Raw genomic sequence first — 23,066 nt, 5'->3', positions numbered from 1 at the left:
CGCTCCCACAGGGGGCTTTATGTCGTACGCAGAATTTGTGCACAACAACATTCAACTGTGGGAGCGAGCTTGCTCGCGATAGCGGTGGATCAGTCGACACCTGCATTGACTGACACTACGCCTTCGCGAGCAGGCTCGCTCCCACAGCGGGCTTTATGTCGTACGCAGAATTTGTGCACAACAACATTCAACTGTGGGAGCGAGCTTGCTCGCAATAGCGGTGGATCAGTCGACACCTGCATTGACTGACACTACGCCTTCGCGAGCAGGCTCGCTCCCACAGGGAGTTCACATGAATTTTCCGGTATTACTGATCGGACTTGATGCTGGTCCACACCCGCGTGCGCACCCGCTCAAGCTTTTGCGGCAATGGCTGCACGACGTACAGCGTCTTCAATGCCTCGCTGGTCGGTGTCAGGTTCGGGTTGCCGGTGATGTCCTTGTTGATCAGCGCCATCGAGTCCTTGTTGGCATTCGGGTAACCGAGGAAGTCGCTGATCGGCGCGATGACTTTCGGGTCCAGCAGGTTGTTGAGGAACTCATGGGCCTCGGCGACATTCTTTGCGCTTTTCGGGATGGCGAAGGTGTCGAACCAGATCGGCGCGCCCTCTTTGGGCAGGCGCCAGTCGACGACCACGCCGTTGCCCGCCTCTTTGGCGCGGTTGCCGAACTGATAGAAGCTGCCGGAGTAACCGATGGCCACGCAGATATCGCCGTTGGCGATGTCGGTCATGTACTTGGCGGAGTTGAAGTAGGTGACGTAAGGACGGACCTTGAGCATCAGCGCCTTGGCTTTTTCGTAGTCATCGGGGTTCTGGCTGTTCGGGTCCAGCCCCAGGTAATGCAGGGCCAGCGGCAGGATCTCCGACGGCGAGTCGAGCATCGCGACGCCACAGGCCTTGAGCTTCTCCATGTTCTCGGGCTTGAACACCAGGTCCCAGCTGTCCACCGGCGCATTCTCGCCCAGCGCCGCCTTGACCTTGGCCGGGTTGAAACCGATCAGCACGGTGCCGTACATGTAGGGCACGCCGTACTGATTGCCCGGGTCGTTCTTGTCCAGCAGCTTGAGCAACGCCGGGTCCTGGTGCGACCAGTTCGGCAGTTTGGACTTGTCGAGTTTCTGGAACACGCCCGCCTTGATCTGAGTCTCGATGAACTGGTTCGAGGGCACTACCAGGTCATAGCCCGAGTTGCCGGTGAGCAGCTTGGCTTCCAGGGACTCGTTGGTGTCGAAGGTGTCCCAGGTCACCTTGATCCCGGTGTCCCTGGCAAAATCCTTGGGTACGGACGGCAGGATGTAGTCCGCCCAGTTGTACACCCGCAATTCGCGCTGTTCGGCGTGCACCGCGCTGGCCAGCAGCGACAGTCCGCAAACGGTGGCGCCCAGTATGCGTTTCATTGAGTCCATGGAGCATTTCCCCAAGTGTGGCGTGAGTTCGATGGTTTTTATGTTCTGTACACGGCAGCGGCCTTGAAAATTGCCAAGGGCAAGGAAGTGAAGTTTCTGGTGGTGATTCTTGCCGAGGGCGTGGGTGGTTCACAGCGTGAGTCAGGCCAAAAGGAGACCGAAACGGCCAAAATACCTGTCCGCATTGATCAGCGCTGCGACAGTGCGGCGGCCAGCCCATGAATCGATTTTTCTGTGGGAGCGAGCCTGCTCGCGAAAGCGGTGTATCAGACACATAGATGTCGACTGACACACCGTCTTCGCGAGCAGGCTCGCTCCCACAGGGGATTGTGGTGTGATTACAGCAGCGACAAGGTGTAGTTGATGATGAACCGGCTCTGGTCGACATTGCGGCCGGCGTCGGTGTTCGATTTGGCATTACGCAGTGTGAACCCCACTCCTTTGAACGTGCCCGACTGCAACACGTAGTCCAGGGTCATGTCGCGCTCCCATTCGGACTGATCGCTGGCGTTTTGCGCCTTGATGTCCGTGCCCTTCAGATACGCGATCGAGGCTTTCAGGCCCGGCACGCCCATGGGCGCGAAGTCGTAGGTGTATTGCCCGAAGTTCGTCTGTTCTCCGGCGCGGGCAAAGTTCTGGATCATCTTGTCGGTGGGCAGGTAGACACTGCCGCCGCCCGCCCCTTTGTCCACCAGGCTGCCCTGATTGGGCTGGACGAAGTTGCTGCCGTCGCCCACCCGTTGATGACCCACCGACACCGCATGCCCGCCATGGGTGTAGGTGAGCATCGCCACCCAGGTACTGTTGTCGATTTCACCGTCGTTGTCGTCGGTGTAACCGGATACCCGATAACCTTGCGCGCGGCCGGAGGCTGTGCTGTTGGCACCGCTGGACGTGGTGCGGAAGTAGCGCAGGTCGGTGGTCAGTGAGCTGGCGCTGTCGATGGACAGAATGTGCGTCAGGCCGAGAAAGCTCTGGTTGTAGAAATCCTCCAGCTGCGCGAAGTAATACTGCGTCTTCAGGCTTTTGCTGAGGTTGTAGTCAGCGCCGGCGTAATAGAACTTGTTGCTGTCCTGGGTGCTGCCGGCGACCGACAGGCCTGTACGGTCGGTCGACGCACGCCCTACCGCGTGCTCGAGCACACCGCTGGTCAGGGTCAGGCCATCGATGTCGTTCGAGGTGACCTGCGCACCGGTAAACGATTGCGGCAACACACGCGCATCGTTGGCCAGCAGGATCGGCAACTTCGGCAGCAAGGTGCCGTAGCGAAATTCAGTCCTGGCCAGGCGCATCTTCGCCGTGGGACCGAAGCTGCTCCAGGTGTCGGCCGCGCCGTCACCGTCGGAAGGAATCATGCCGCTACCGACGTGGCGCCCCGCTCCGCTGTCCAGCGTGATGCCGAGCAATGCCTGGGCATCGAGCCCGAACCCTACCGTGCCCTGGGTAAACCCGGACTCATAGCGCAACACGAAGCCCTGGGCTGACTCTTCGGTTTTCGAAGGCTGCGCTGCGCCATCGCGATTGTCGCTGTTGAAGTACAGGGTGCGCATCGACAGGCTGGCCTTGCTGTCTTCGAGAAAACCATGGGCGGCGGAATCGGCGGCCTGTGCACACAGCGAACCGGTGGCCAACAGGACTGCGGTGGGAATCACGCGTTTGAACATAGGGTGCTCCTGGGTGTTTCTTATCGTTATCTGAAGGTTTCACCGCCAGGCAGGACCCGATTGCCGCCCACGCAACAGCGCTCAACACGAGTGCGACAACAGGCGCGCTCGATGAGTGATGTGAATCGTTAGAGGTGAGGGTTTACTGACTGGCTTGTGAAACTCTTAAAACATTTCGGCAGGCTATTATCAAACGCGGTGAAAGTAGTTTTCGTAGAGGGATACGGCTTGTCGCGCAGGGGTATGGACGATCACTGTTTTTGAATATCGGTGCGGTGGATTTTCATCATACTGATCTCATCGGCAGTGTTCGCTGGCTGCCTGTGGGTCACTCAAGGAGCTATGCCCATGAACGATCGGATAGAGCTGTTCGGCGCCAATACCGGCAACAGTCTGCGGGCCGCGATCGCCCTCGAAGAGTCGGGCATCGCCTACAGGGCACGCAGGCTCGACCTGTATGCACAGGAGCACCGCGGGCCGGCCTTCCTGGCGCTTAACCCGGCGGGGAAAGTGCCGACCCTGATCGATCACGGGACGACGCCGACTCTGGTCATCAACCAGTCCAACGCCATCATCCAGTACGCCGACTCCATTGCCCCCGGAAAGCTGGCACCGGCGCAGCCGGGACCTGTGCGCACCCGGGTGATCGACCGCTATTTCTTTTTCGTGACCGATGTCATCGCCCCCAGCCATGCGGCGTTTTTCCTGCACCAGGCAGGCCAGGACAAAGCGGCGGCGATCATCGATTTGCGGGTGATCGAACAACTGACCTACTCGGAAAGTTTTTTGACCGGCGAATTCATGTCGGGCGAACAGTTTTCCATGGCCGACATTTCGGCGTTCACCATTGCCATGGCATTCCGTGACCGGCTGGACTGGAAGCTGCTTCCACAGCTATCGCGCTGGTTCGACACGGTCGAAGCCAGGCCGGCGGTACAACGCGGCCTGAATGTGTTCAAGCATTCCTGAGCGCTCAGCGAACACAAAAATGCCCGACACGCCGCCGTCATTGTGGGAGCGAGCTTGCTCGCGATGGTCGTTAACGATGCCGCGTGTTTACTGACTAAACGCAGCGCTCTTGAGTCCATCGCGAGCAAGCTCGCTCCTACAGAGACGGCGACGCGCCGGGCATTTTCAATCGCACACCGAACGATTTTGCCTCAGTCGGTGTAGCCGAACCTCACCGCACGACTTTCCTGCGCCTGGCTTCGCGTAGCGAGGCAGTAATACAACGGGCATGTCACCACCAGCCCCACCAGCCACGACAAGTCCGCGCCGTCTACCAGATTGGCGTACGGCCCGACATACAGTGAAGTGTTGGCGAATGGCAGCTGCACGATGATGCCGATGAAGTAGGCGATGATCGCGTGCAGGTTGAAACGCCCGTAGATGCCGCCGTCCGCGCGGAAGATCGAGGCGATGTCGTAGCGGCGACGCTTGATCAGGTAGAAGTCGATCAGGTTGATCGACGCCCAGGGCACCAGCACCAGCAACAGCGCCAGAATCAGGCCGATGAACTGCGAAATGAAGTTAGCCGAGGCACCCAGCGCCACCACGCAGCAACCCGCCAGGACGATGCCCGACAACACCACGCGGACCTTGATGCTCGGCGTCCACTGGCTGGCGAAGGTCTGGATCGAGGTAATGATCGACAGCACCGCGCCATACAGATTCAGGGCGTTGTGGCTGATGATGTTGAGCAGGAACAGCACCATCAGGATCGGCCCCAGCCAACCGGTGGACTGCTTGACCGCCGCCATCGCCTCGGTGCCTTCGGGCGTCGCCAGTACCGCCACGGCACCGAAGGTGAACGACAGGATCGTGCCCAGGGTCGCCCCCAGGTAAGTGGCGAAGAACGGCCGGGTGATGCCGATGTCCGCCGGCAGGTAGCGCGAGTAGTCCGACACATACGGCGAGAAGCTGATCTGCCAGATGATGCCCAGCGAGACCGTGGCCAGCCAGCCCGACAGGTTGAACCCGCCGCGGGTGAAGAAGTCCGCCGGCAGGTCATGGGCGAAGATGTAGAGGAAACCGGCGAGCAACGCGCTGCCCATGACCCAGGTGCCGATGCGGTTGAGGGTGTGGATGAAGCGATAACCGATCACCCCGATGGCCGTGGCGCTGAGGGCGCCGATCAGAATACTCGCCGGCACCGGAACCGACGGCGCAATGCCGACGATCGATTTGCCTGCCAGCACGATGTTGGAAATGAAGAAGCCGATGTAGATCAACGCGGCGAAGAACACGATCAGCAGCGCGCCATAACGGCCGAACTGACCACGACTCTGGACCATCTGCGGAATGCCCATGCACGGCCCCTGGGCCGACGCCAGCGCAATCACCACACCGCCAACCATGTGCCCGAGGGCAATCGCCAGCAGGCCCCAGAACAGATTGAGGTGGAACACCTGGACCACCATGGCGCCGGTGACGATGGGCAGTGGCGCGATGTTGGTGCTGAACCACAGGGTGAAAAGATCGCGGGCCTTCCCATGGCGCTCTGCGAGTGGAACGTAGTCGACCGTGTGGTTCTCGATCAACGGATCTTGCCGGGACATCTGGGACATGTGCATGAACTCGAGTTTGTCTGTTCTTATCTTTGTATGAAGCCAAACCGGGGGGACTCTCTGGCCGACCCTCAGATGCGGACCATATTATGGTATTCCAAGCTTTAAACAAGACTGATCCGGTCTTTGAGCAAGCCTCTGAGCTGGCATCCTGCCCGATTCACGCCCACATTTGTTAGCCAATAGCCCCGTAATCATTGGCTTTGCGACGAAAGCCGTACGTTTATCGGTTCACTCAAAAAGACCTTGCAATCGATGTATTACGGTATACCATCAGACCTATAAACACATAAAAACCGCGTCACACCACCCGAGGACCGTCCAATGATCGATGCCGCCATCTACAAACAAGTCATGGGCTCGTTCCCGTCCGGAGTGACCGTGATCACTACGCTCGATGAAGATGGGCAAATCGTCGGCCTGACCGCCAGCGCCTTCAGCTCGCTGTCGATGGACCCGGCCCTGGTGCTGTTCTGCCCCAACTACAGCTCCGACTCCTACCCGGTCCTGATCAGGAACAAACGTTTTGCGATCCACGTGCTGTCCGGCGGCCAGCAAAGCGAAGCCTATGCCTTCGCGCGCAAAGGCAAGGACAAGGCCCAGGGGATAGAGTGGACGCTCAGCGAGTTGGGCAACCCGATCCTGGCCAACGCCACGGCAGTCATCGAATGCGAGTTGTGGCGCGAATACGAAGGCGGCGACCACGCCATCATGGTCGGCGCGGTGAAGAACCTGATCGTGCCCCAACAGAGCAGCGGGCCACTGGTGTACTGCCACGGCAAGATGGGTGCCCTGCCTGTTCTGGCTTGACCTCCGGTATTGCGCATACCTTGTGGGAGCGAGCCTGCTCGCGAAGGCGGTTTGTCAGTCACATCCATATCGCCCGGCAGACCGCTTTCGCGAGCAGGCTCGCTCCCACAGGTTGCTCACCAGAGAGAAAAATTTGCACAGATTTTGTATTATGGTATACCAATAACCATCACGCCCGCAGTCGACAGGCCAACAACAAAAGATCCGAGGTAAGCGTCATGAAGTTTTCCCTGTTCGTACACATGGAACGTTGGGACGAAAGCGTCAGCCACCGCCAGTTGTTCGAAGACCTGACCGAACTGACGCTGATGGCCGAGGCCGGTGGTTTCAGCACCGTATGGATCGGCGAACACCACGCCATGGAGTACACCATTTCACCAAGCCCGATGCCGCTGCTGGCTTACCTGGCGGGCAAGACCACCACCATTCACCTTGGTGCCGGCACCATCATCGCGCCGTTCTGGCATCCGCTGCGGGTGGCCGGTGAATGCGCGTTGCTCGATGTGATCAGCAACGGGCGCATGGAAGTCGGCCTGGCCCGCGGGGCCTACCAGATCGAATTCGACCGCATGGCCGGCGGCATGCCAGCCTCCTCCGGCGGCCAGGCGTTGCGGGAAATGGTTCCGGTGGTGCGGGCCTTGTGGAACGGCGACTACGCCCACGACGGCGACATCTGGAAATTCCCGACCTCCACCAGCGTGCCCAAGCCGATCCAGCAACCGAACCCGCCGATGTGGATTGCCGCCCGCGACCCGGACTCGCACAACTTCGCGGTGGCCAACGGCTGCAACGTCATGGTCACGCCGTTGATGAAAGGCGACGAAGAAGTCCTCGACCTGAAGAACAAATTCCAGGCCGCCCTGGACAACAACCCGGGCGTGCCGCGCCCGCAACTGATGGTGCTGCGTCACACCCACGTGCACACCGACGACGATCCGCAGGGCTGGGAAGTCGGGGCCAAGGCGATCTCGAAGTTCTATCGCACCTTCGATGCCTGGTTCGGCAACAAGACCACCCCGGTCAACGGCTTCCTCGCGCCGAGCCCGGAAGAGAAATTCGCCGGTCGCCCCGAGTTCGAACTCGAGAGCCTGCACAAGACCGCCATGATCGGCACCCCGGAAGAAATCATTCCGCGCATCAAGTACTACCAGGAACTGGGCGTGGACGAATTCAGCTTCTGGTGCGATAACAGCCTGCCCCACGCGGAGAAGAAAAAATCCCTGGCGCTGTTCATCAAGCATGTGGTGCCCGCGTTTCGCTGATTGCGCCGCCCTGCGACATCAACTGTAGGAGCGAGCCTGCTCGCGATGGACGCCAACGATAACGCGGGCCATCTGAATGAACGCGTTGTCCAGAGTTTTTCGCGAGCAGGCTCGCTCCCACAAGAGTCGATTCCAATGATCACTGGTCGTCTCCCATCACTTGCCCTCCCCTCCGGCGCCGCGCGGGCTTACCTGCGCGGTGAATGGACCGCCTCGCACCTGCATTTCAAGCGTCTGCGCGCCAGCGTTTCGGCCAAGCAGAACGGCTTCTGGCAAATAGTTCACTGAGCCCACCCGAACAGCCAATCACGCACCCCGCGTCTTGCCATGGCATAGCGCGTGCGGTGTCTTGTGTTTCGCCTTTGATCAGGTTTGCCCAATGAACAATAACAACGCGCTGTTGATCATCGACATGCAGCAGGAGGACGGTTTCGTCCTGGAAAACGTCGACAGGGTGGTCGCCCATACCGCCGCCCTGCTCGATACCGCCCGCCATCAGCGGATGCCTGTCATCTATACCCGCCACATCAATCAAGCCGACGGCAGTGACCTGCCCCCCGGTGAACCCCTGGCCGCCGACGGTGGCCCCGGCGGTTACCGTGCTGGCACCCGGCAAGTGGAAATCATCGAGGCGCTGACGCCGCAATCCGGTGAATGGATCATCGACAAGGGCCGTTACAGCGCCTTTCACCGCACCGACCTCGACGCCCGACTCAGGGCCATGGAGGTCGACACGCTGATCGTCTGCGGCGTACTCACGGACGTCTGCGTACTGACCAGCGTGTTCGATGCCTTCGCCCTGGGCTATCGCGTGCGTCTGGTCAGCGATGCCTGCACCACGACCACCGAGGCCGGGCATTATTCGGCCCTGCTGATCATGGCCAACTGGGTCTACTCACTGGAAATCCTCACCACAACCGAATGCCAGCGCGCCCTGGAACAGCGCGACTACCTGAGCCTGATCCCCGAGCGTCCGGACCTGTTTGCCCACCAGCCCCATGAGCTGCAAAGCACCATCGCCCGTCTGCAATCCCGTCTCGTCCGGACTCAGGAGTGACTGCCATGCAAGTCGAAAAAAGAAGCATCGATTTCATCCCCGAGACCGAACGCCACGGCAAGCCGGGTTCACTGTTCTATATCTGGTTCGGCGCCAACATGAACATCACCACCATCACCTCCGGCGTGTTGCCGGTGGTGATGGGGCTCAACCTGTTCTGGAGTGCGCTGGCGATCATCGTCGGCTCGTTGCTGGGGGCGATTTTCATGGCCTCCCACTCGGCCCAGGGACCGAAGCTGGGCATTCCGCAAATGATCCAGAGCCGGGCGCAATTCGGCGTGCTGGGGGCGGTGTTGCCGCTGCTGTTCGTGATGCTGATTTACCTGGGCTTCTTCGTCAGCAACACCTTGCTCGCGGCCCAGGCGCTGGAGTCCGTCAGCCCGCTGCCGATGTCCGGCAACATCTACCTGATCGGCGCGTTGTGCTTCGTCGTCGCCCTCTATGGCTATCGGTTGATTCACCGCTTGCAGAAGCTGCTGTCGATCCTGTCGCTGGTGGTGTTCGTGGCCGCCACGGTGCTCGCCTTGCAGCTGCCGATCCCGGCCGAACAATGGCTGCCGAACGGCTTCTCGTTGTCGAAGTTCCTGGTGGCGGTGAGCATTGCCGTGACCTGGCAGCTGTCCTACGCGCCTTACGTCGCCGACTACTCGCGCTACCTGCCGAGCAGCACGCCGACCGCTCAGGTGTTCTGGTACAGCTACGCCGGCACGGTCAGCGGCGGTGCGTGGATGATGATTCTCGGGGCGATCCTGAGCGTCGGCATCGGCGACTTTTCCAGCAACGTCGGCGGGCATGTCGCCGGTCTGTTCGGCACTGGCGCGGTGCTGCTGTTCGCCTTCATCGTCTATGGCCAGGTGTCGATCAACGTGTTCAACCTGTACGGCGCGTTCATGTCGACCATCACCGTGATCGAGCCGTTCGCCCGACTCAAGGTGACGCCGCGGGTGCGCGGTGTGTTCATGCTGCTGATCAGCCTGGTGGCCACGGCACTGTGCACCATCAGCCAGGACGACTTCATCAGCTTCTTCCTGAACTTCATCTTCTTCATGAGCTACTTCCTGATCCCGTGGACGGCGATCAATCTGGTGGACTACTACTGCCTGCGCAAAGGGCAGTACCGGATTGACGATATCTTCGACCTGAACGGAATCTACGGGCGGGTCAACCGGATTGCCTGCGGCAGTTTCCTGCTGGCGATCGCCCTGGAAATTCCGTTCATGAACACCACGCTGTACGTCGGCCCGGTGGCCACGGCGCTGGACGGGGTGGATCTGGCGTGGGTGGTCGGGTTGCTGGTGCCGGCGGTGAGTTACTACTGGCTGATGAAAATGACCGCGCGCGTCAGCGTACCTGCATAGTCATCAGCATTTGACGGCAAAAAGATCGCAGCCTGCGGCAGCTCCTACAAAGGTAAGGCGTGCATCCCTGTAGGAGCTGGCGAAGCCTGCGATCTTTTACCTGCGGAGTAATCAACCTTTGACGGCAAAAAGATCGCAGCCTGCGGCAGCTCCTACAAGGGTAAGGCGTGCATCCCTGTAGGAGCTGGCGAAGCCTGCGATCTTTTTTCTGCGGAGTAATCAGCCTTTGACGGCAAAAAAGATCGCAGCCTGCGGCAGCTCCTACAAAGGTAAGACGTGCATCCCTGTAGGAGCTGCCGCAGGCTGCGATCTTTTGATTCTCAACGGCCAACCAAATCTCAGGCAAAAAAAATCCCGGGCAGCTGATGGACGCCCGGGACTTAAAAATGCATAAACCGTGGTGGTGAACGCGGCGCGGATATTACGGAATATTTCGGCCTGTAACAAGATATTTTTATTCACCATCCAGTTACTAAACGCTCTAAGCCCTTATATATCCAAATGTTTTCCAAGGACTACTAGAGGAACCAGCGGTACTCCCGCGCACTGATGTCATGCAGAAATGCCAGATGATCCTGACGTTTGTTTTCGCAATAGACGTCCACAAACTCCGCCCCCAAGCCTTCGCGTACTGCTGAATGATGTTGCATGGACTGCACCGCTTCGAGCATTTCCAACGGGAAATCGATGCCACTGCTGCGGTCTTCGTTGAGCGGTGCAATCGGCTCGCGCTCCCCTTCCAGGCCCTGCTCCAACCCCACCAGGATCGCCGCCAACGCCAGATACGGGTTGGCATCGGCGCCCGCCAGGCGATGTTCGATGCGCAGGTTCTTGACGTCCGACTCCGGAATACGCAAGCACGCATCGCGGTCCTCGAAGCCCCAACTGGCGCGGGACGCGACGTTCACCGTGCCACTCAAGCGGCGCATGGCATTGTGGTTCGGGGCAAAGATCGGCATGCAGTGCGGCAACACCTCCAGGCAACCGGCCACGGCATGGCGCAGTGCCCGCTGCCCGTTCGCCGCCAGCAGGTTGTTGCCGGCCTGGTCATACAGGCTGACGTGCACGTGCATGCCGCTGCCGGGGTGTTGCAGGTAAGGTTTGGCCATGAAACTGGCGCGCAGGTTGTGCTTGAGCGCCACGCCCCGGGTGCTGCGGCAGAACAGCGCGGCCCAGTCGGCGGCGCGCAGGCCGTCATCGCAATGGCCGAAGTTGATTTCGAACTGGCCCGGGCCGAGTTCGGCGGTAATCACCGTGGCATCGATGCCTTGGGCTCGCGCGGTCTCGACCATTTCATCGAGCACCGGGGCGAAGCGCGACAGGCGTTCGATGTGCATGTTCGGCTGATCATCGGCATCGCCGGTCAGCTCATCACGGGGGAACTGCGGCAGGCCGTCCTTCAAGCGGCTGTCGAACAGGTAAAACTCCAGCTCGAAGGCCACCACCGGGAAAATCCCTTTGCGGTGCAGGCGGTTCAGCACCTGGGCCAGCACTTCACGGGGTTCGAATTCGATGGGTTTTTCCGTGCCGTCGGAGGTAATCAGCATCTGGCCCAAGGGCTGCTTTTCCCAGGTCACCAGCTTCAAGGTGCCAGGCACCAAACGCCGCAGCGCATCCGGGTCACCATCGTTGAAGCAGTAGTCTCCGATCTTGAACAGCCCGCCCTGGGTGCCGAGCAGCACGCAGTTTTGCGGCAGTTTCAGTGCACTGCCGGCAGCGACTTTTTCCAGCATCTCGATCGGGTAGCGCTTGCCGTAGAAATGCCCCGGAATGTCCAGGGAGATCAGGTCGACATAACGCACTTCGGGGTGGCAGTGGCGGAAGTTGCGAACTTCGGCCAGCAGTTCAGAGCACACGGCATCCATCGTTTTGGTCCTTGTTGTTATCAGGTGTAAACCCAAAGCACGCGGGTCAGTTGGTCGGACAGGTTGCCGTAGCGGCAGTGCGCATGGCTGGCCAGTTGAAAGCTGTCGCCGGGATGCAGGGTCACCGGTTCGTTGTCGTCGAGCCACAGGGTCAGCTGCCCTTCGAGGACATAACCGCCCTGCTCCGAGCTGTCCTTCATGTGCCGGTCGCCGCTGCTGGCGCCGGGTTCGAGCTGGCTTTCAAGCATCGAGAACGACGCGCGCATTTTTGGCGAAACGAGGATGTCGGTGATGCCGTCGGCGTAGTACAGCGTGCGGCGCTCGTCCGGGCGAGTGACCCAGGACAACGCCATGGGTTTGGGCAGGCTGTAGAAATAGGTGGTCGGCACCCCGAGGGTTTCGCTGATCGCGGTCAGGTCCGCCACCGTCGGGCGCGACAGGCCGCGCTCGACCTGGGACAGAAAACCGACGGAGCGGCCGATTTTGTCCGCCAGTTCCTTCAGGGTGTACTTCTTGTGCTTGCGCAGGTCCTGGATCAGGATCGCCAGCGCCGAGATTTCTTCTTGCATGTCCATCTTGAGGCTTCCAGAAAGTGTCGCTTCAAATACTGTCGCGCAGTCGATACCAGGCCTTGCCGATGGCCTCCAGCGGCGCGGCCAGGTATTTGCCACCGGGGAAACTGCCGTTGTTCAGGCCCTGGTACAGGGACAGTTCGTCGGGTTGACCGAGGATCGCGTCGGACACCGCCCGTGCTGCGGCCAGTGTCGGCAGCACGCCATGCCCGGAATAGCCCTGCATCCAGTACAGATCGCCACGGCGGCCAATGTCCGGCGTGCGCTTGAGGGTCAGGTCGATGTGTCCGCCCCAGGCAAACTCCAGCGCCACGCCCGTGAGTTGCGGGAATACCCGCTCCAGGAACGGCCGAGTCGCCGCGGCGATGTCCTTGGGCATCCCGCCCAGGTAAGTGCAACCGCCGCCGAACAGCAGGCGGTTATCCGGGGTGCGGCGGAAATAATCGAGCACGAACTGATTGTCGGTCACGCACACGTTGCTCGGCAGCAGCGCAGTGGCCTGGTCCCTGGTGAGCGGCGCGGTCGCGACCTGATACGTGCCGACCGGCAACACACAACTGGCCAGTTGCGGGTCGAGCCGATCGAGGTAGGCGTTGCACGCCAGCACCAGCACATCGGCGCGAATACGACCGCGTTCGGTCGTCACCACAAAGCCTTCGCCCTCCTCGCCATAACTCAGCGCCTTGCTTTGCTCGTAGATACGGCCGCCAGCCCGCTCAACCGCCTCCGCAAGGCCCAGCGCCAGTTTCAGCGGGTTCAAATGCCCGCCCTCGGGGTCAAACAGGCCGGCCTGATAACGCTCGCTGGCCACCCATTCCGGCAGCTGTTGCCGGGGGATGAATTGCAGTTTGTCGTGACCCCACTTGTGGCTGGCCTCGTGCTGCCACTCGGTCAGCAGCCCCACTCGCCGCGGCATCACCGAGGTCCAGAGATGGCCGGCGCGGTAGTCGCAATCGAATTCATGGCGGCCGGGCAGATCACGCAATTCGCGCGCGGCCCAGCGCATGCCGTCCCACAATCGCCGCGCCCGCTCGTACCCCAGCGCCGCTTCCAGCGGTGGCATGTCGCACGACCAGCCGAGAATCGCCTGCCCGCCATTACGCCCGGACGCGGCCCAGGCCACCCGGCTGGCTTCGAGCAGGGTCACGCGCTTGCCGGCCAGCGCCAGGCGCAACGCTGTGTGCAGTCCACTGAAACCAGCCCCGATGATCAGCACTTCGGTGTCTTGCTCACCTTCCAGTGCGGTCCGATTGACCAGTCGATCGGCGCAGCTATGGGCGTAGTAACTGGCGACATGCCGGGGGGATTGCTGGAACATACGGCCTCGTGAAATTTTGTATTTTTAATTTCATGAAAAAATACACGGTTAATTTCACGCAGGCAATCGAGGCGTAAAAAAATCCCGCCCGGGCGAACCCGAGCAGGACTTTTTCATTCAGGCGCGATATCCGAATCAATCAGGCCACGGGAATCATCGGATCCGCCGAAGCCAGTGCGGTGACTCGATCTGCCGCCGGTGGGTAGATCCACTGGGTGTTGATCTGGGTCTTCAATGCCTTTGCCTCATGCTTGATCAACTTGACCTGGCGGTCCCAACCCTCGGTGTAGACCGCGCCCCAGGCACCGAGGTCCAGGCAGGTCACGTACTTGGGCTGGCTGTACGGCGTCGGGTCGACTCCGAGGATCTGCGCCGCCACGTTGTTGCCGGCATGACGGCCCAGCGAAATCGCGTGCTGGCAGGTCATCAGGGCGTAGTTGCCGATCTCGTCGCTGGCTGCGTAAGCCACGTCGCCGGTGGCGAAGATGTCGTCCTGGCCAATCACTTTCAGGTGGGCGTCGACATGCAGGCGGCCCAGGCGATCGCGTTCGGCCGGGATCTGTTCGGTCAGGGAGCTGGCGCGAACGCCGGTGGTCCAGACCACGGTCCTGGCATCGATACGCGCACCGTCGGACAGGGTGACGCCATTGGCATCGACCGACACAACCGAGGCTTTCAGGTGCCATTTCACGCCGGTCGCCACACTGGCCTCGACGATCGATTCGGCGATTTCCTCGCCCATCGAGCCGCCGATTTTATCGCCACGGTCAACGATGATCACATTGATGTCGGCACGGTCGCCGAGGATGGCCCGCAGGCGGGTCGGCATTTCAGTCGCCGTTTCGATCCCGGTGAAACCGCCACCGGCCACCACCACCGTGTTGCGCGCCTTGCTTTCGGGCTGATTGGCCAGCGCCTTGAGGTGGTTTTCCAGGCGCACGGCCTGTTCGATCTGGTCGACGTCGAACGCATGTTCGACCACGCCCGGGGTGTTTGGCGAAGCCAGGCCGCTGCCGGTGGCCAGAACGAGTTTGTCGTAGCTGCAGACTTGTCGGGCACCGCCGGCATCGACATAGCCGACCTGTTTTTGCTCGACATCGATGGTCTGCGCCGCGCCCTTGATGAACCTGACCCCTACAGCCTCGAACAGATCGCCGATCGGCGCCGCCAGTTGATGGGCGTTCGGTTCGTAGAAGCGCGGACGCACACGCAGCTCGGCCTGGGGCGCCAGCACGGTCACTTCAACGTCGTTGTGGCCGTGAATGTCGAACAGGCGCGTGGCACTCAAAGCGGTCCACATGCCACCGAAACCTGCGCCGATCACCAGAATGTGCTGTTTCATCTTTAACTCCAGGGGATAAACAAGGGTTGTGAGTCACGCTCATCGGGAGCCGGCATGAGGTCGGTGTTTTTCAAGAATCGTCGACCTGTGCCGCTCGAACAACTACGACTGTATTGATCCTAGTTAAATCCCGCAACCGTTTTTTTTTGATGGCCGCCATCGAACCCGTCGATGCCTCCGTAGAAAAGCCTCAAGAACGTGCATGACAAGGACTTTTCGAGCGGACAAAAAAATTTAAGGACGCGACGATGCGTTGCCTGGCTTAGGCTCGACTGATAGAATTGGCGACTAATCAAGTCGGAGATCTGTATGTCTCTTTACAGCGCAGGTGTCGAGTACAGCATCCACTGCCTGCTTTTTCTCGTCGGCAACGGCGGCGACTCGCGCGAAGCGAGCGTGCGCGACCTTGCCGAACTGCAGGGCGTTCCCCTGGACTATCTGGCGAAAATCTTCACCAAGCTGGCCAAAGGCAAACTGGTGGTCGCCACCGAAGGCATGCGCGGAGGCTTCAAGCTGGCCCGGCCCGCCGACGAAATCACCCTGCTGGATATCGTCAACGCCATCGACGGCCGCAAGTCGATCTTCGATTGTCGGGAGATCCGTGGCCGTTGCGCAGTATTCGACGGCACCCCGCCGGCCTGGGCACTGGACGGTCCGTGTGCGGTCCATGGGGCGATGATGGTTGCGCAAAAGCGCATGGAAGAGGCCCTCGCCCAGCAAACCATCCTCGACATCGCCAGGAAATTCGGGCGCAAGGCCCCGGCAGAATTCGGCGTCAAAGTGGAGAGCTGGATGAACGAGCGTCGGGAAAGGAAAAGCAGCGCCCAGGCCAGTGAGCAGATCATTCCTGCGACCAACCTTTCAGACTGACGGCACAGATTACGAAATATACAGTTTCCCGGAATTACGTGATGAACCATAAAAAAACCGGATGCACGCCAGGCATCCGGTTTTTCTCGGTTCAGGCGAAAAGCGGTCGGTATCCGATTTTCACCCGCTCGCACTTACAGGCAGTCGCGCACGATTTTGCGCAGGTCGCCGGATTTGGCCCAAGGCGGCCCCTGATACAGCGAAATCCGGCTGCCATCCTTGTATTTCACGATATCCAGCACTTCATCGGCCGTTATCACGCTCGGTGCGGTGATCCGGTAGCCGTTGGAAATCGAAACCTGGGTCGTATTCGATACTTCCTTCTGCCAGGCAGGCAAAACGCACGCCGCATACTCTTTTGGCGTCTTTTCGCTGTGCTTGCTGACATTCGGCTCGCCCGGTACCAGCGACGCTGGCAACGAACATCCGCCCAGCAATGCCAGCGCGACTCCCCCCATCAACATCCGCATGCTGCTTCCTTAAATTCGAAAAGAGAAAATGTAGCTTGCCATCGACCGTACATCCATCCCGACGATTCGGCGAGTCATTGATATCACTTCGCCCAGTTAGTTCCTTGCAGGCTGTCATTTGACGTCGTCCTGCCGGGAGAACAACCGGCACTAGAGCAGCCGGCGCCTTTTCCCGTTCGCTTTTCCCGACCAAAGGAAACCCTGTTGATTCAGACGAGCACAACATACGGTCCGGTAAACGGGTCTAAAATTCGGAGTGCAGCGTTCAGGAGGTCATTATGTGGCTTAACGAATCAGAACAGGAACTTCGGCGTGATCTGCAAGGGCTTGCGTCAGATTTGCGCTGGTCGGCGGTGGAGCTTTTGCGCATTGAGCAGCGGTTGCGCGAGCTTGGCAGCGAAGCGGACGCGCAAGCCGTGCAAAGACTGTGTGCTTTGTTTCAGGGTGATGAACAAAAACTGGCCGGCTATGCCGAGGAAGTGAAAGCCAAGGTCATTAGCCGCAACAAGGCTCAATAGCGGGAGCGCGGCCATGAACAGGCCTCTATTCACGCTGGTCGCCGTACTGACCGCGTTGGCAGGCTGCAGCACCAACTCGATCTATCAGGACCAGCCGCTGGTGGCGAAAGTCGACACCGGCATGACCCGGGAGCAAGTCCGGCAAATCGGCGGCCAGCCCCTGGCGGTCACGGATCGTACCGTTGAACCCGGTACCTGCTTTGACTACAAACTGACTCACGAAGGTCATCAGCAGGCGTACAACGTCAGTTTCGATGGCCGCGGCATGGTCGACCACAAGAGCTTCATGACCTGCGCGGAATGGAGCCACGCGCAGCAAAAGGCCCGGGAGCCCTCCCGGCCCAGCGGTGGAGGTGGCTATTAACACTGTAGGAGCGAGCTTGCTCGCGATAAACGTCCGGACAACGCGTTCATTCAGACGGGGCGCGTCATCGTTGACGTCCATCGCGAGCAAGCTCGCTCCTACAGGAGATTGACGTCACTTTGTTTGATGGCTGCCTGCAGGCCTGCCGGCACGAGCCCTGTAGCCGGGCAGTGACGCGGCAAACGCCAATGCCTCCTCTCGACTGTTGAACGAGCCAAGCCGGTCACCCTGGGTGCATACCCGCCAGGGGCCGTTGTTCACGCTGAGTACGTCATAGCCGTTCATGTGCATCTTGTTCAGCATCGAAACGCTCATGTTCACCTCCTCCTGGGCGGTGCTATCAGGTTGACTTGTTTACCTTACACCCACCCTTCTCCAAAATACCGACCAGACGTCGCCGTGGAAATTCCCCCTTTCGGTGGCACTTTTCATCACATTGGCAGCTCAAACTACTCCGATGGCAGCGCAATCGCGGCGAAGGCCCGAACGCTGCAGTTCCATGCCTGTTTCATGACAACGGCACCGGGTAACCCATGAAAGTACGCGCAACCATCATCTGCGAGCAGGACCGGCATGTACTGCTGGTACGCAAGCAAGGAGGCCGCTGGACGCTGCCCGGCGGCAAGCTCGAACGGGGTGAAAGCGCAGCCGATGCTGCCGTGCGCGAGCTGTGGGAAGAAACCGGCCTGCGGGTCGACGAGTTGATATACGTGCTGGAACTGGAAACGGACGGCACCCGACACCACGTCTTCGAGGTGTCGGTGCTGAACCTTGAGCAATTGCGGCCGCTGAATGAAATCACCGATTGCATCTGGCACCCGCTGGATGCGCTACACAACCTGAACATCAGCAACGCCATGCGCAGTATCGTCAGCGCCTTTGTACGGCGCTTGTAGGCCCTAGCCGTTGGCCAACGCCGTCGCTGCCCTGTCGATCAGGGCCGCCACTTCGGCGGGCATCGACGCCAATGACGCATGACTGGCGTTCAAGGTCAGAATCTCCCGGGCGTTGAGCCGCGCGGCCATCCATTGCTGGTTCTGTGGCGCGATCATCCGGTCGGCGGTCGAGATCTGATACCACGATGGCTTGTTCTTCCAGGCCACCGTGCCAATGGTGTCGCCGAAGGTGCTCGCCAGCGGCGCTTTCTGGGTAAGGCCCATGACCAACCCTTCGGTCGCCGGCAGGTCCTGACAGAAGCTCTCGTGGTAGAGCTCGGGCTTGACCCACAGGTACCCGTCGCTATCGGGCATCAGGTTGGCCGCTGCCGCAGGCAGGTGCCGTTGCGTGATGCCGCCGGGGCTTTCACCGGCGTCCGGGGCGAACGCGGCGATGTACACCAGCCCGACCACATTCGGCAAATCACCCGCTTCAGTGATGACCGCGCCGCCATAGGAATGCCCCACCAGCAGCACCGGACCGGGCACCTGGGCGACCATCTTGCGCGTACGCTCGGCATCATCAGCCAGCGAAGTCAGCGGCAATTCGACGGCACGAATGTGCGTGTCACCCCGGCTGAGCAGTTTGACAATGACCTTGTTCCAGTGGGCGGCACCGCCCCAGAAACCATGGACCAGCACGATCGTGGGTTTGTCACTCATCACCATGACTCCGTTTGCCGATGGGGTTGTTCGTCGCTCGCGTCAGCCCTGATCGCCGCCGCCCACGGGCATGACCATGCCGGTGATATAGGACGCTTCGTCGCTGGCCAGAAACAGAATAGCCCCCGCCTGCTCATCCAGGGTGCCGTAGCGTTTCATCAGACTGCTGTCGAGGGTCTGGTCGACGATCTGCTGGTACCAGAGTTTTTCCTGCTCACTCTGCTCGGCACCATTGCGGGGTATGCGTCGCGGCGGTGCTTCGGTGCCGCCAGGCGCCGTGGCATTGACCCGCACGCCACGACCGGCGGTTTCGAACGCCAGACAAGCGGTCAAGGCATTCACCCCACCCTTTGCCGCACCGTAGGGCACGCGGTTGAGGCTGCGGGTGGCGATGGAAGAGACGTTGACGATCGCCCCGCTGCCCTGCTCCAGCATGAACGGCAGCGCGGCATGGCAACACCACAGGGTCGGGAACAGCGAACGACGAACCTCGGCCTCGATCTGCGACGCCTCGTAGTGCTCGAACGGTTTGGCCCAGATGGTGCCGCCGACATTGTTGACCAGCACATCGAGGCGCCCGAAACGCTCGACGGCGGTTTGCATCACCCGGCTGCATTCGTCGTATTGCTCAAGGTCGGCGGTCAGGGCCAACACCTGAGTGGTCGCGGCCAGCTGTTGTTGCACTTCGAACACCAGCTCGGAACGATCCACCAGGATCAGCTTCGCCCCTTCGGCGGCCATGCGCTCGGCCACCCGCTGGCCGATGCCTTGGGCCGCGCCGGTGATCAGCGCGACTTTTTCGTGAAATCTGTTCATGTGTGCCTCATGAAGAAAGGTTGCAGTTCAACTGTGGGAGCGAGCCTGCTCGCGAAGAGGTCCTTCCAGTCGACACCGTGGGTGACTGCCAGACCGCTTTCGCGAGCAGGCTCGCTCCCACAGGGGGTCTTTACCCAGCCAGGGAAATCACGTGCGACTCATGCCGCGCTGGCGGCGAATTTTTCGTAGTAGAAGTTCGCCGGCGCGATGCCTTGTTCGCGAATGAACTGACTGACGGCCTCGACCATCGGCGGCGGGCCGCACAGGTAGACGTCGACATCACCCTCGTTCAAATGCTTTGGCTCGATGTGCTGGGTCACGTAGCCCTTGAGCGGATGTCGGCTCTCGGGGCTGGCGACGCAGGCGCTGAAGGTGAAGTTGGGGATGCGCGCGGCAAAGGCTTCGAGGCGGTCGATTTCCACCAGGTCGAAATCGTGGGTCACGCCGTAGATCAGATGCAGCGGATGATCGCTGCCCTGCTCCGCGATCTTCTCCAGCATCGCGGTGAACGGCGCCAGCCCGGTGCCACCGGCCAGCAGCAACAGCGGCCGGCGGATGTCACGCAAGTAGAAACTGCCCAGGGGACCTGCCAGGCTCATGCAATCGCCGGCCTTGGCCATGCCGGTGAGGAAACTGCTCATCAAGCCGCCGGGCACGTTGCGGATCAGGAAGCTGACTTCGCCATCGCGCTGCAGCGAGCTGAACGAGTAGGCGCGGGTCTGTTCGCTGCCGGGAATTCCCAGGTTCACATACTGCCCAGGCAGGAACGCCAGTTTGCTCAGGGCTTCGCCCTTGATCGACAGTGCAATGGTGCTGTCGGACAACTGGCGCACGGCACTGATGGTCGCGTCGTAGCTGGCCTGACGGGTGCGGCAGACCTCGGAGGACGTCGGTACGCGCACCACGCAATCGCTCTGGGCGCGCATCTGGCAGGTCAGGACAAAACCCTGCGCGGCCTCTTCAGGGCTGAGGGCGTCTTCGATGTACTCCTCGCCCAAATCGTACTGGCCGGCTTCGGCAAAACACTTGCAAGTGCCGCAGGCGCCGTCGCGGCAGTCCAGCGGGATGTTGATGCCCTGGCGGTAAGCGGCATCGGCCACGGTCTCGCCCACGTTGGCGTCGATGAAACGGGTGACGCCGTCTTCGAAATTGAACGCAATGGAATGGGTCATGACGCCAGCCTCACAAGTGGTAAACATCGATGACCTGACGAACGTAGTCGTTCTTCAGGATCACTTTCTTGGCCTTGATCAACGGGTTTTCACCGCGCACGTCGAGGGTGTAGAAACTGCTGCCGAAATAGCTGTCGACGGTCTTGTAGCGAAAACTCAGGGTGTGCCAGTTGAAGCGCACCTTGCACAGTCCGTCGGCTTGTTCGAGCAGCTCGATGTTGCTGATGTTGTGGGAGGTGCGGGTGTCCGGCACGCTGGCGCTGGAGCGCTCGGTCTTGATGCGGAAGACGCGGTCTTCCAGGCCGGTGCGGTTGCCGTACCAGATCAGCGAGATTTCCCGCTGCGGATCTTCGGTCAACTCGTCGTTATCGTCCCAGGACGGCATCCAGAAGGTCGCGTCCGGGGCGTACAACTCCAGCCACTCGTCCCACTGGCGGTCGTCGAGGTAACGCGCTTCGCGGTAGAGAAAGTCGCGCACGGTGTCATGGGAAATCGTCATTGCACGTCCTCCACGGCGATCAGTTTCGACTGCTCGGCGGCGAGGGCCTTGAGCATGGTCTGCTGCCAGTACTTGTGTTGCAGCACGAACAGGCCTTCATCTTCGGTGCGCACACCACTGAGCAGCGGGTGCAGGTCGATCTCTTTGGCGGCTTCGTCTGCACCTTCGATCCAGTGCTCGGCGCCACGTGACATGTCGTTCCAGGTGGTGACGCTGCCCTGGTAGCTGGTCTGGCAGGAACGGAATTCCTCCAGATCGTCCGGCGTGGCCATGCCGCTGACGTTGAAGAAATCCTCGTACTGGCGAATCCGGCTGGAACGGGCGTGGTCGCTCTCGCCTTTCGGGGCGATGCAGTAAATGGTGATCTCCGTGCGGTTGACCGAGATCGGCCGGGCGATGCGGATCTGCGAGCTGAACTGGTCCATCAGGTACAGGTTCGGGTACAGGCACAGGTTGCGCGAATTCTCGATCATCCAGTCGGCACGAGCCTTGCCGAAGTCCTGCGCCAGCTCATCGCGGCGCTCGTACAGCGGACGGTCCTCGGGGTTGGCCCAACGGGTCCAGAGCAGCATGTGGCCCTTGTCGAAGGAATAGAAACCACCGCCCTGCTTGGCCCAGCTGCCGGCGCTCATGGTCGGGTTGGCGTCACCGGCTTCACGCTGCTTGCGCTGGTTCTGGGTGGCCGCGTAGTTCCAGTGCACGGAGCTGACGTGGTAGCCGTCGGCGCCGTTTTCGGCGGTGAGTTTCCAGTTGCCTTCGTAGATGTAGCTGGAGGAGCCGCGCAGCACTTCCAGGCCATCGGCGGACTGGTCGACGATCATGTCGATGATCTTCGCCGACTCGCCCAGGTGCTCGACCAGTGGCAGGACATCGGCCTTGAGGCTGCCGAACAGGAAGCCGCGATAGGACTCGAACCGCGCGACGCGGGTCAGGTCGTGGGAGCCTTCGCAGTTGAAGCTCGCGGGATAACCGGCGTTGGCCGGATCCTTGACCTTGAGCAGCTTGCCGGAGTTGTTGAAGGTCCAGCCGTGGAACGGACAGGTGTAGGAGCTCTTGTTGCCGGACTTGTGCCGGCACAGGGTCGCGCCACGGTGGCTGCAGGCGTTGATGAAGGCGTTGAGCGCACCGTCCTTGTTGCGCGCGATGAAGATCGACTGGCGCCCCATGTTCGTGGTGTAGAAATCGTTGATGTTGGGGATCTGGCTTTCGTGGGCCAGGTACAGCCAGTTGCCTTCGAAGATGTGTTCCATCTCCAGATCGAACAGACGCGGGTCGGTGAACATCTCGCGCTTGCAGCGATAGAGGCCCTGCTCGGGATCGTCTTCAAGCAGGGAATGCAAATATTCGGGTCGCAGGGTCATGGCCGCCGCCTCCATTGTTATTGTTCAGGCAGGGGTCATGCTAGGACGGTGGATCAGGCGGGAGTATCCGCGGGGTGCAGACCTTTATCCGTTTTGTGCAATGTAGGAGCTGCCGCAGGCTGCGATCTTTTGATCTTGATCTTTAAAACAAGATCAAAAGATCGCAGCCTGCGGC

At 60.6% G+C, this 23,066-nt stretch carries 25 protein-coding genes; 11 read left to right on the top strand and 14 right to left on the bottom strand.

Annotated elements, in window-relative coordinates; translation table 11 throughout:
* Positions 1-307: 307 nt before the first annotated feature.
* Positions 308-1,408 (bottom strand): polyamine ABC transporter substrate-binding protein, encoded by a 1,101-nt coding sequence (locus tag AC3WJW_RS29880; protein WP_493728535.1) that lies wholly within the window; start codon positions 1,406-1,408, stop codon positions 308-310.
* A gap of 15 nt (positions 1,409-1,423) precedes the next feature.
* On the opposite strand from AC3WJW_RS29880, the gene AC3WJW_RS29875 reads away from it, so the two are divergent.
* The gene (locus tag AC3WJW_RS29875) at positions 1,424-1,630 is read left to right on the top strand and encodes a hypothetical protein (RefSeq protein ID WP_493728534.1); all 207 of its coding nucleotides are present in this window, start codon (positions 1,424-1,426) and stop codon (positions 1,628-1,630) included.
* Positions 1,631-1,746: 116 nt separating this feature from the next.
* On the opposite strand, the gene AC3WJW_RS29870 is transcribed toward AC3WJW_RS29875, so the two are convergent.
* Positions 1,747-3,072 (bottom strand): OprD family porin, encoded by a 1,326-nt coding sequence (locus AC3WJW_RS29870; protein WP_493728533.1) that lies wholly within the window; start codon positions 3,070-3,072, stop codon positions 1,747-1,749.
* Between the two features lie 348 nt (positions 3,073-3,420).
* Here AC3WJW_RS29870 and AC3WJW_RS29865 point away from each other — a divergent pair, with 348 nt between their 5' ends.
* Positions 3,421-4,041: a glutathione S-transferase family protein gene (locus AC3WJW_RS29865; protein WP_493728532.1), complete on the top strand. Its 621-nt coding sequence runs from the start codon at positions 3,421-3,423 to the stop codon at positions 4,039-4,041.
* A 191-nt stretch (positions 4,042-4,232) separates the two neighbouring features.
* Here AC3WJW_RS29865 and AC3WJW_RS29860 read toward each other — a convergent pair whose 3' ends face one another.
* Complete coding sequence (locus tag AC3WJW_RS29860) at positions 4,233-5,639, bottom strand: purine-cytosine permease family protein (RefSeq protein WP_493728531.1); 1,407 nt, start codon at positions 5,637-5,639, stop codon at positions 4,233-4,235.
* A 324-nt stretch (positions 5,640-5,963) separates the two neighbouring features.
* On the opposite strand from AC3WJW_RS29860, the gene AC3WJW_RS29855 reads away from it, so the two are divergent.
* From AC3WJW_RS29855 to AC3WJW_RS29835, 5 genes are all read left to right on the top strand, one after another.
* Entirely contained in the window at positions 5,964-6,449 is a 486-nt protein-coding gene (locus AC3WJW_RS29855) for a flavin reductase family protein (protein ID WP_007976207.1), read from the top strand.
* A 218-nt stretch (positions 6,450-6,667) separates the two neighbouring features.
* Positions 6,668-7,711, top strand: a complete 1,044-nt coding sequence (locus AC3WJW_RS29850; RefSeq protein WP_493728530.1) for an LLM class flavin-dependent oxidoreductase — start codon at positions 6,668-6,670, stop codon at positions 7,709-7,711.
* A gap of 45 nt (positions 7,712-7,756) precedes the next feature.
* Positions 7,757-7,999, top strand: a complete 243-nt coding sequence (locus tag AC3WJW_RS29845; protein WP_493728536.1) for a hypothetical protein — start codon at positions 7,757-7,759, stop codon at positions 7,997-7,999.
* 91 nt (positions 8,000-8,090) lie between these two features.
* Positions 8,091-8,768, top strand: coding sequence for a cysteine hydrolase family protein (locus tag AC3WJW_RS29840; RefSeq protein ID WP_493728529.1), 678 nt, complete (start codon positions 8,091-8,093; stop codon positions 8,766-8,768).
* Positions 8,769-8,773: 5 nt separating this feature from the next.
* Positions 8,774-10,126 carry a purine-cytosine permease family protein gene (locus tag AC3WJW_RS29835; protein WP_493728528.1) on the top strand — a complete coding sequence of 451 codons (1,353 nt, stop codon included), beginning with the start codon at positions 8,774-8,776 and terminating at the stop codon, positions 10,124-10,126.
* A 518-nt stretch (positions 10,127-10,644) separates the two neighbouring features.
* On the opposite strand, the gene AC3WJW_RS29830 is transcribed toward AC3WJW_RS29835, so the two are convergent.
* The 4 genes from AC3WJW_RS29830 to AC3WJW_RS29815 all read right to left on the bottom strand — a co-directional run bounded on the left by AC3WJW_RS29830 (position 10,645) and on the right by AC3WJW_RS29815 (position 15,223).
* A complete protein-coding gene (locus AC3WJW_RS29830; protein ID WP_493728527.1) occupies positions 10,645-11,991 on the bottom strand; it encodes a glutamine synthetase family protein in 1,347 nt (448 codons plus the stop codon).
* A 20-nt stretch (positions 11,992-12,011) separates the two neighbouring features.
* Positions 12,012-12,566, bottom strand: a complete 555-nt coding sequence (locus AC3WJW_RS29825; protein WP_007976194.1) for a helix-turn-helix domain-containing protein — start codon at positions 12,564-12,566, stop codon at positions 12,012-12,014.
* Positions 12,567-12,591: 25 nt separating this feature from the next.
* Positions 12,592-13,881, bottom strand: a complete 1,290-nt coding sequence (locus tag AC3WJW_RS29820; protein ID WP_493728526.1) for an NAD(P)/FAD-dependent oxidoreductase — start codon at positions 13,879-13,881, stop codon at positions 12,592-12,594.
* A 139-nt stretch (positions 13,882-14,020) separates the two neighbouring features.
* Positions 14,021-15,223, bottom strand: a complete 1,203-nt coding sequence (locus AC3WJW_RS29815; protein ID WP_493728525.1) for an NAD(P)/FAD-dependent oxidoreductase — start codon at positions 15,221-15,223, stop codon at positions 14,021-14,023.
* A 309-nt stretch (positions 15,224-15,532) separates the two neighbouring features.
* Between AC3WJW_RS29815 and AC3WJW_RS29810 the strand changes: the two genes are divergently transcribed.
* The gene (locus AC3WJW_RS29810; protein ID WP_493728524.1) at positions 15,533-16,093 is read left to right on the top strand and encodes an RrF2 family transcriptional regulator; all 561 of its coding nucleotides are present in this window, start codon (positions 15,533-15,535) and stop codon (positions 16,091-16,093) included.
* Positions 16,094-16,227: 134 nt separating this feature from the next.
* Here AC3WJW_RS29810 and AC3WJW_RS29805 read toward each other — a convergent pair whose 3' ends face one another.
* Positions 16,228-16,563, bottom strand: coding sequence for a hypothetical protein (locus AC3WJW_RS29805; RefSeq protein WP_102701579.1), 336 nt, complete (start codon positions 16,561-16,563; stop codon positions 16,228-16,230).
* A gap of 278 nt (positions 16,564-16,841) precedes the next feature.
* On the opposite strand from AC3WJW_RS29805, the gene AC3WJW_RS29800 reads away from it, so the two are divergent.
* Complete coding sequence (locus AC3WJW_RS29800) at positions 16,842-17,081, top strand: hypothetical protein (RefSeq protein ID WP_493728523.1); 240 nt, start codon at positions 16,842-16,844, stop codon at positions 17,079-17,081.
* A 13-nt stretch (positions 17,082-17,094) separates the two neighbouring features.
* Complete coding sequence (gene osmE, locus AC3WJW_RS29795; RefSeq protein WP_493728522.1) at positions 17,095-17,445, top strand: osmotically-inducible lipoprotein OsmE; 351 nt, start codon at positions 17,095-17,097, stop codon at positions 17,443-17,445.
* Between the two features lie 114 nt (positions 17,446-17,559).
* Here the strand turns inward: osmE and AC3WJW_RS29790 are convergent, their stop codons facing one another.
* A complete protein-coding gene (locus AC3WJW_RS29790; RefSeq protein WP_493728521.1) occupies positions 17,560-17,760 on the bottom strand; it encodes an SPOR domain-containing protein in 201 nt (66 codons plus the stop codon).
* Positions 17,761-17,978: 218 nt separating this feature from the next.
* Between AC3WJW_RS29790 and AC3WJW_RS29785 the strand changes: the two genes are divergently transcribed.
* The gene (locus tag AC3WJW_RS29785; RefSeq protein ID WP_493728520.1) at positions 17,979-18,341 is read left to right on the top strand and encodes an NUDIX hydrolase; all 363 of its coding nucleotides are present in this window, start codon (positions 17,979-17,981) and stop codon (positions 18,339-18,341) included.
* A 3-nt stretch (positions 18,342-18,344) separates the two neighbouring features.
* Here AC3WJW_RS29785 and AC3WJW_RS29780 read toward each other — a convergent pair whose 3' ends face one another.
* The 5 genes from AC3WJW_RS29780 to benA form a co-directional block, all read right to left on the bottom strand.
* On the bottom strand, positions 18,345-19,043 hold the full coding sequence (locus AC3WJW_RS29780) for an alpha/beta hydrolase (protein WP_493728519.1): 699 nt from the start codon (positions 19,041-19,043) through the stop codon (positions 18,345-18,347).
* Between the two features lie 42 nt (positions 19,044-19,085).
* Positions 19,086-19,859: a 1,6-dihydroxycyclohexa-2,4-diene-1-carboxylate dehydrogenase gene (locus AC3WJW_RS29775; RefSeq protein ID WP_007976175.1), complete on the bottom strand. Its 774-nt coding sequence runs from the start codon at positions 19,857-19,859 to the stop codon at positions 19,086-19,088.
* 158 nt (positions 19,860-20,017) lie between these two features.
* Positions 20,018-21,031: a benzoate 1,2-dioxygenase electron transfer component BenC gene (benC, locus tag AC3WJW_RS29770; protein ID WP_218504034.1), complete on the bottom strand. Its 1,014-nt coding sequence runs from the start codon at positions 21,029-21,031 to the stop codon at positions 20,018-20,020.
* A 10-nt stretch (positions 21,032-21,041) separates the two neighbouring features.
* On the bottom strand, positions 21,042-21,530 hold the full coding sequence (gene benB, locus AC3WJW_RS29765) for a benzoate 1,2-dioxygenase small subunit (protein ID WP_095967691.1): 489 nt from the start codon (positions 21,528-21,530) through the stop codon (positions 21,042-21,044).
* Entirely contained in the window at positions 21,527-22,891 is a 1,365-nt protein-coding gene (gene benA / locus AC3WJW_RS29760) for a benzoate 1,2-dioxygenase large subunit (protein WP_493728518.1), read from the bottom strand. Before benA ends, benB begins: the two co-directional genes overlap by 4 nt.
* Positions 22,892-23,066 lie beyond the last annotated feature (175 nt).

It is taken from the genome of Pseudomonas sp. GW821-FHT07G06 (genome assembly GCF_058986625.1).
The sequence above is the reverse complement of the archived record's forward strand: the minus strand, read 5'-3'. Positions and strand labels throughout refer to the sequence as shown.

Bases quoted from the DNA above. Each gene is read 5' to 3' on its own strand.
- AC3WJW_RS29880 (WP_493728535.1), bottom strand. From the start codon at position 1,408: ATGGACTCAATGAAACGCATACTGGGCGCCACCGTTTGCGGACTGTCG.
- AC3WJW_RS29870 (WP_493728533.1), bottom strand. From the start codon at position 3,072: ATGTTCAAACGCGTGATTCCCACCGCAGTCCTGTTGGCCACCGGTTCG.
- AC3WJW_RS29865 (WP_493728532.1), top strand. From the start codon at position 3,421: ATGAACGATCGGATAGAGCTGTTCGGCGCCAATACCGGCAACAGTCTG.
- AC3WJW_RS29860 (WP_493728531.1), bottom strand. From the start codon at position 5,639: ATGTCCCAGATGTCCCGGCAAGATCCGTTGATCGAGAACCACACGGTC.
- AC3WJW_RS29855 (WP_007976207.1), top strand. From the start codon at position 5,964: ATGATCGATGCCGCCATCTACAAACAAGTCATGGGCTCGTTCCCGTCC.
- AC3WJW_RS29850 (WP_493728530.1), top strand. From the start codon at position 6,668: ATGAAGTTTTCCCTGTTCGTACACATGGAACGTTGGGACGAAAGCGTC.
- AC3WJW_RS29845 (WP_493728536.1), top strand. From the start codon at position 7,757: ATGGACGCCAACGATAACGCGGGCCATCTGAATGAACGCGTTGTCCAG.
- AC3WJW_RS29840 (WP_493728529.1), top strand. From the start codon at position 8,091: ATGAACAATAACAACGCGCTGTTGATCATCGACATGCAGCAGGAGGAC.
- AC3WJW_RS29835 (WP_493728528.1), top strand. From the start codon at position 8,774: ATGCAAGTCGAAAAAAGAAGCATCGATTTCATCCCCGAGACCGAACGC.
- AC3WJW_RS29830 (WP_493728527.1), bottom strand. From the start codon at position 11,991: ATGGATGCCGTGTGCTCTGAACTGCTGGCCGAAGTTCGCAACTTCCGC.
- AC3WJW_RS29825 (WP_007976194.1), bottom strand. From the start codon at position 12,566: ATGGACATGCAAGAAGAAATCTCGGCGCTGGCGATCCTGATCCAGGAC.
- AC3WJW_RS29820 (WP_493728526.1), bottom strand. From the start codon at position 13,881: ATGTTCCAGCAATCCCCCCGGCATGTCGCCAGTTACTACGCCCATAGC.
- AC3WJW_RS29815 (WP_493728525.1), bottom strand. From the start codon at position 15,223: ATGAAACAGCACATTCTGGTGATCGGCGCAGGTTTCGGTGGCATGTGG.
- AC3WJW_RS29810 (WP_493728524.1), top strand. From the start codon at position 15,533: ATGTCTCTTTACAGCGCAGGTGTCGAGTACAGCATCCACTGCCTGCTT.
- AC3WJW_RS29805 (WP_102701579.1), bottom strand. From the start codon at position 16,563: ATGCGGATGTTGATGGGGGGAGTCGCGCTGGCATTGCTGGGCGGATGT.
- AC3WJW_RS29800 (WP_493728523.1), top strand. From the start codon at position 16,842: ATGTGGCTTAACGAATCAGAACAGGAACTTCGGCGTGATCTGCAAGGG.
- osmE (WP_493728522.1), top strand. From the start codon at position 17,095: ATGAACAGGCCTCTATTCACGCTGGTCGCCGTACTGACCGCGTTGGCA.
- AC3WJW_RS29790 (WP_493728521.1), bottom strand. From the start codon at position 17,760: ATGAGCGTTTCGATGCTGAACAAGATGCACATGAACGGCTATGACGTA.
- AC3WJW_RS29785 (WP_493728520.1), top strand. From the start codon at position 17,979: ATGAAAGTACGCGCAACCATCATCTGCGAGCAGGACCGGCATGTACTG.
- AC3WJW_RS29780 (WP_493728519.1), bottom strand. From the start codon at position 19,043: ATGAGTGACAAACCCACGATCGTGCTGGTCCATGGTTTCTGGGGCGGT.
- AC3WJW_RS29775 (WP_007976175.1), bottom strand. From the start codon at position 19,859: ATGAACAGATTTCACGAAAAAGTCGCGCTGATCACCGGCGCGGCCCAA.
- benC (WP_218504034.1), bottom strand. From the start codon at position 21,031: ATGACCCATTCCATTGCGTTCAATTTCGAAGACGGCGTCACCCGTTTC.
- benB (WP_095967691.1), bottom strand. From the start codon at position 21,530: ATGACGATTTCCCATGACACCGTGCGCGACTTTCTCTACCGCGAAGCG.
- benA (WP_493728518.1), bottom strand. From the start codon at position 22,891: ATGACCCTGCGACCCGAATATTTGCATTCCCTGCTTGAAGACGATCCC.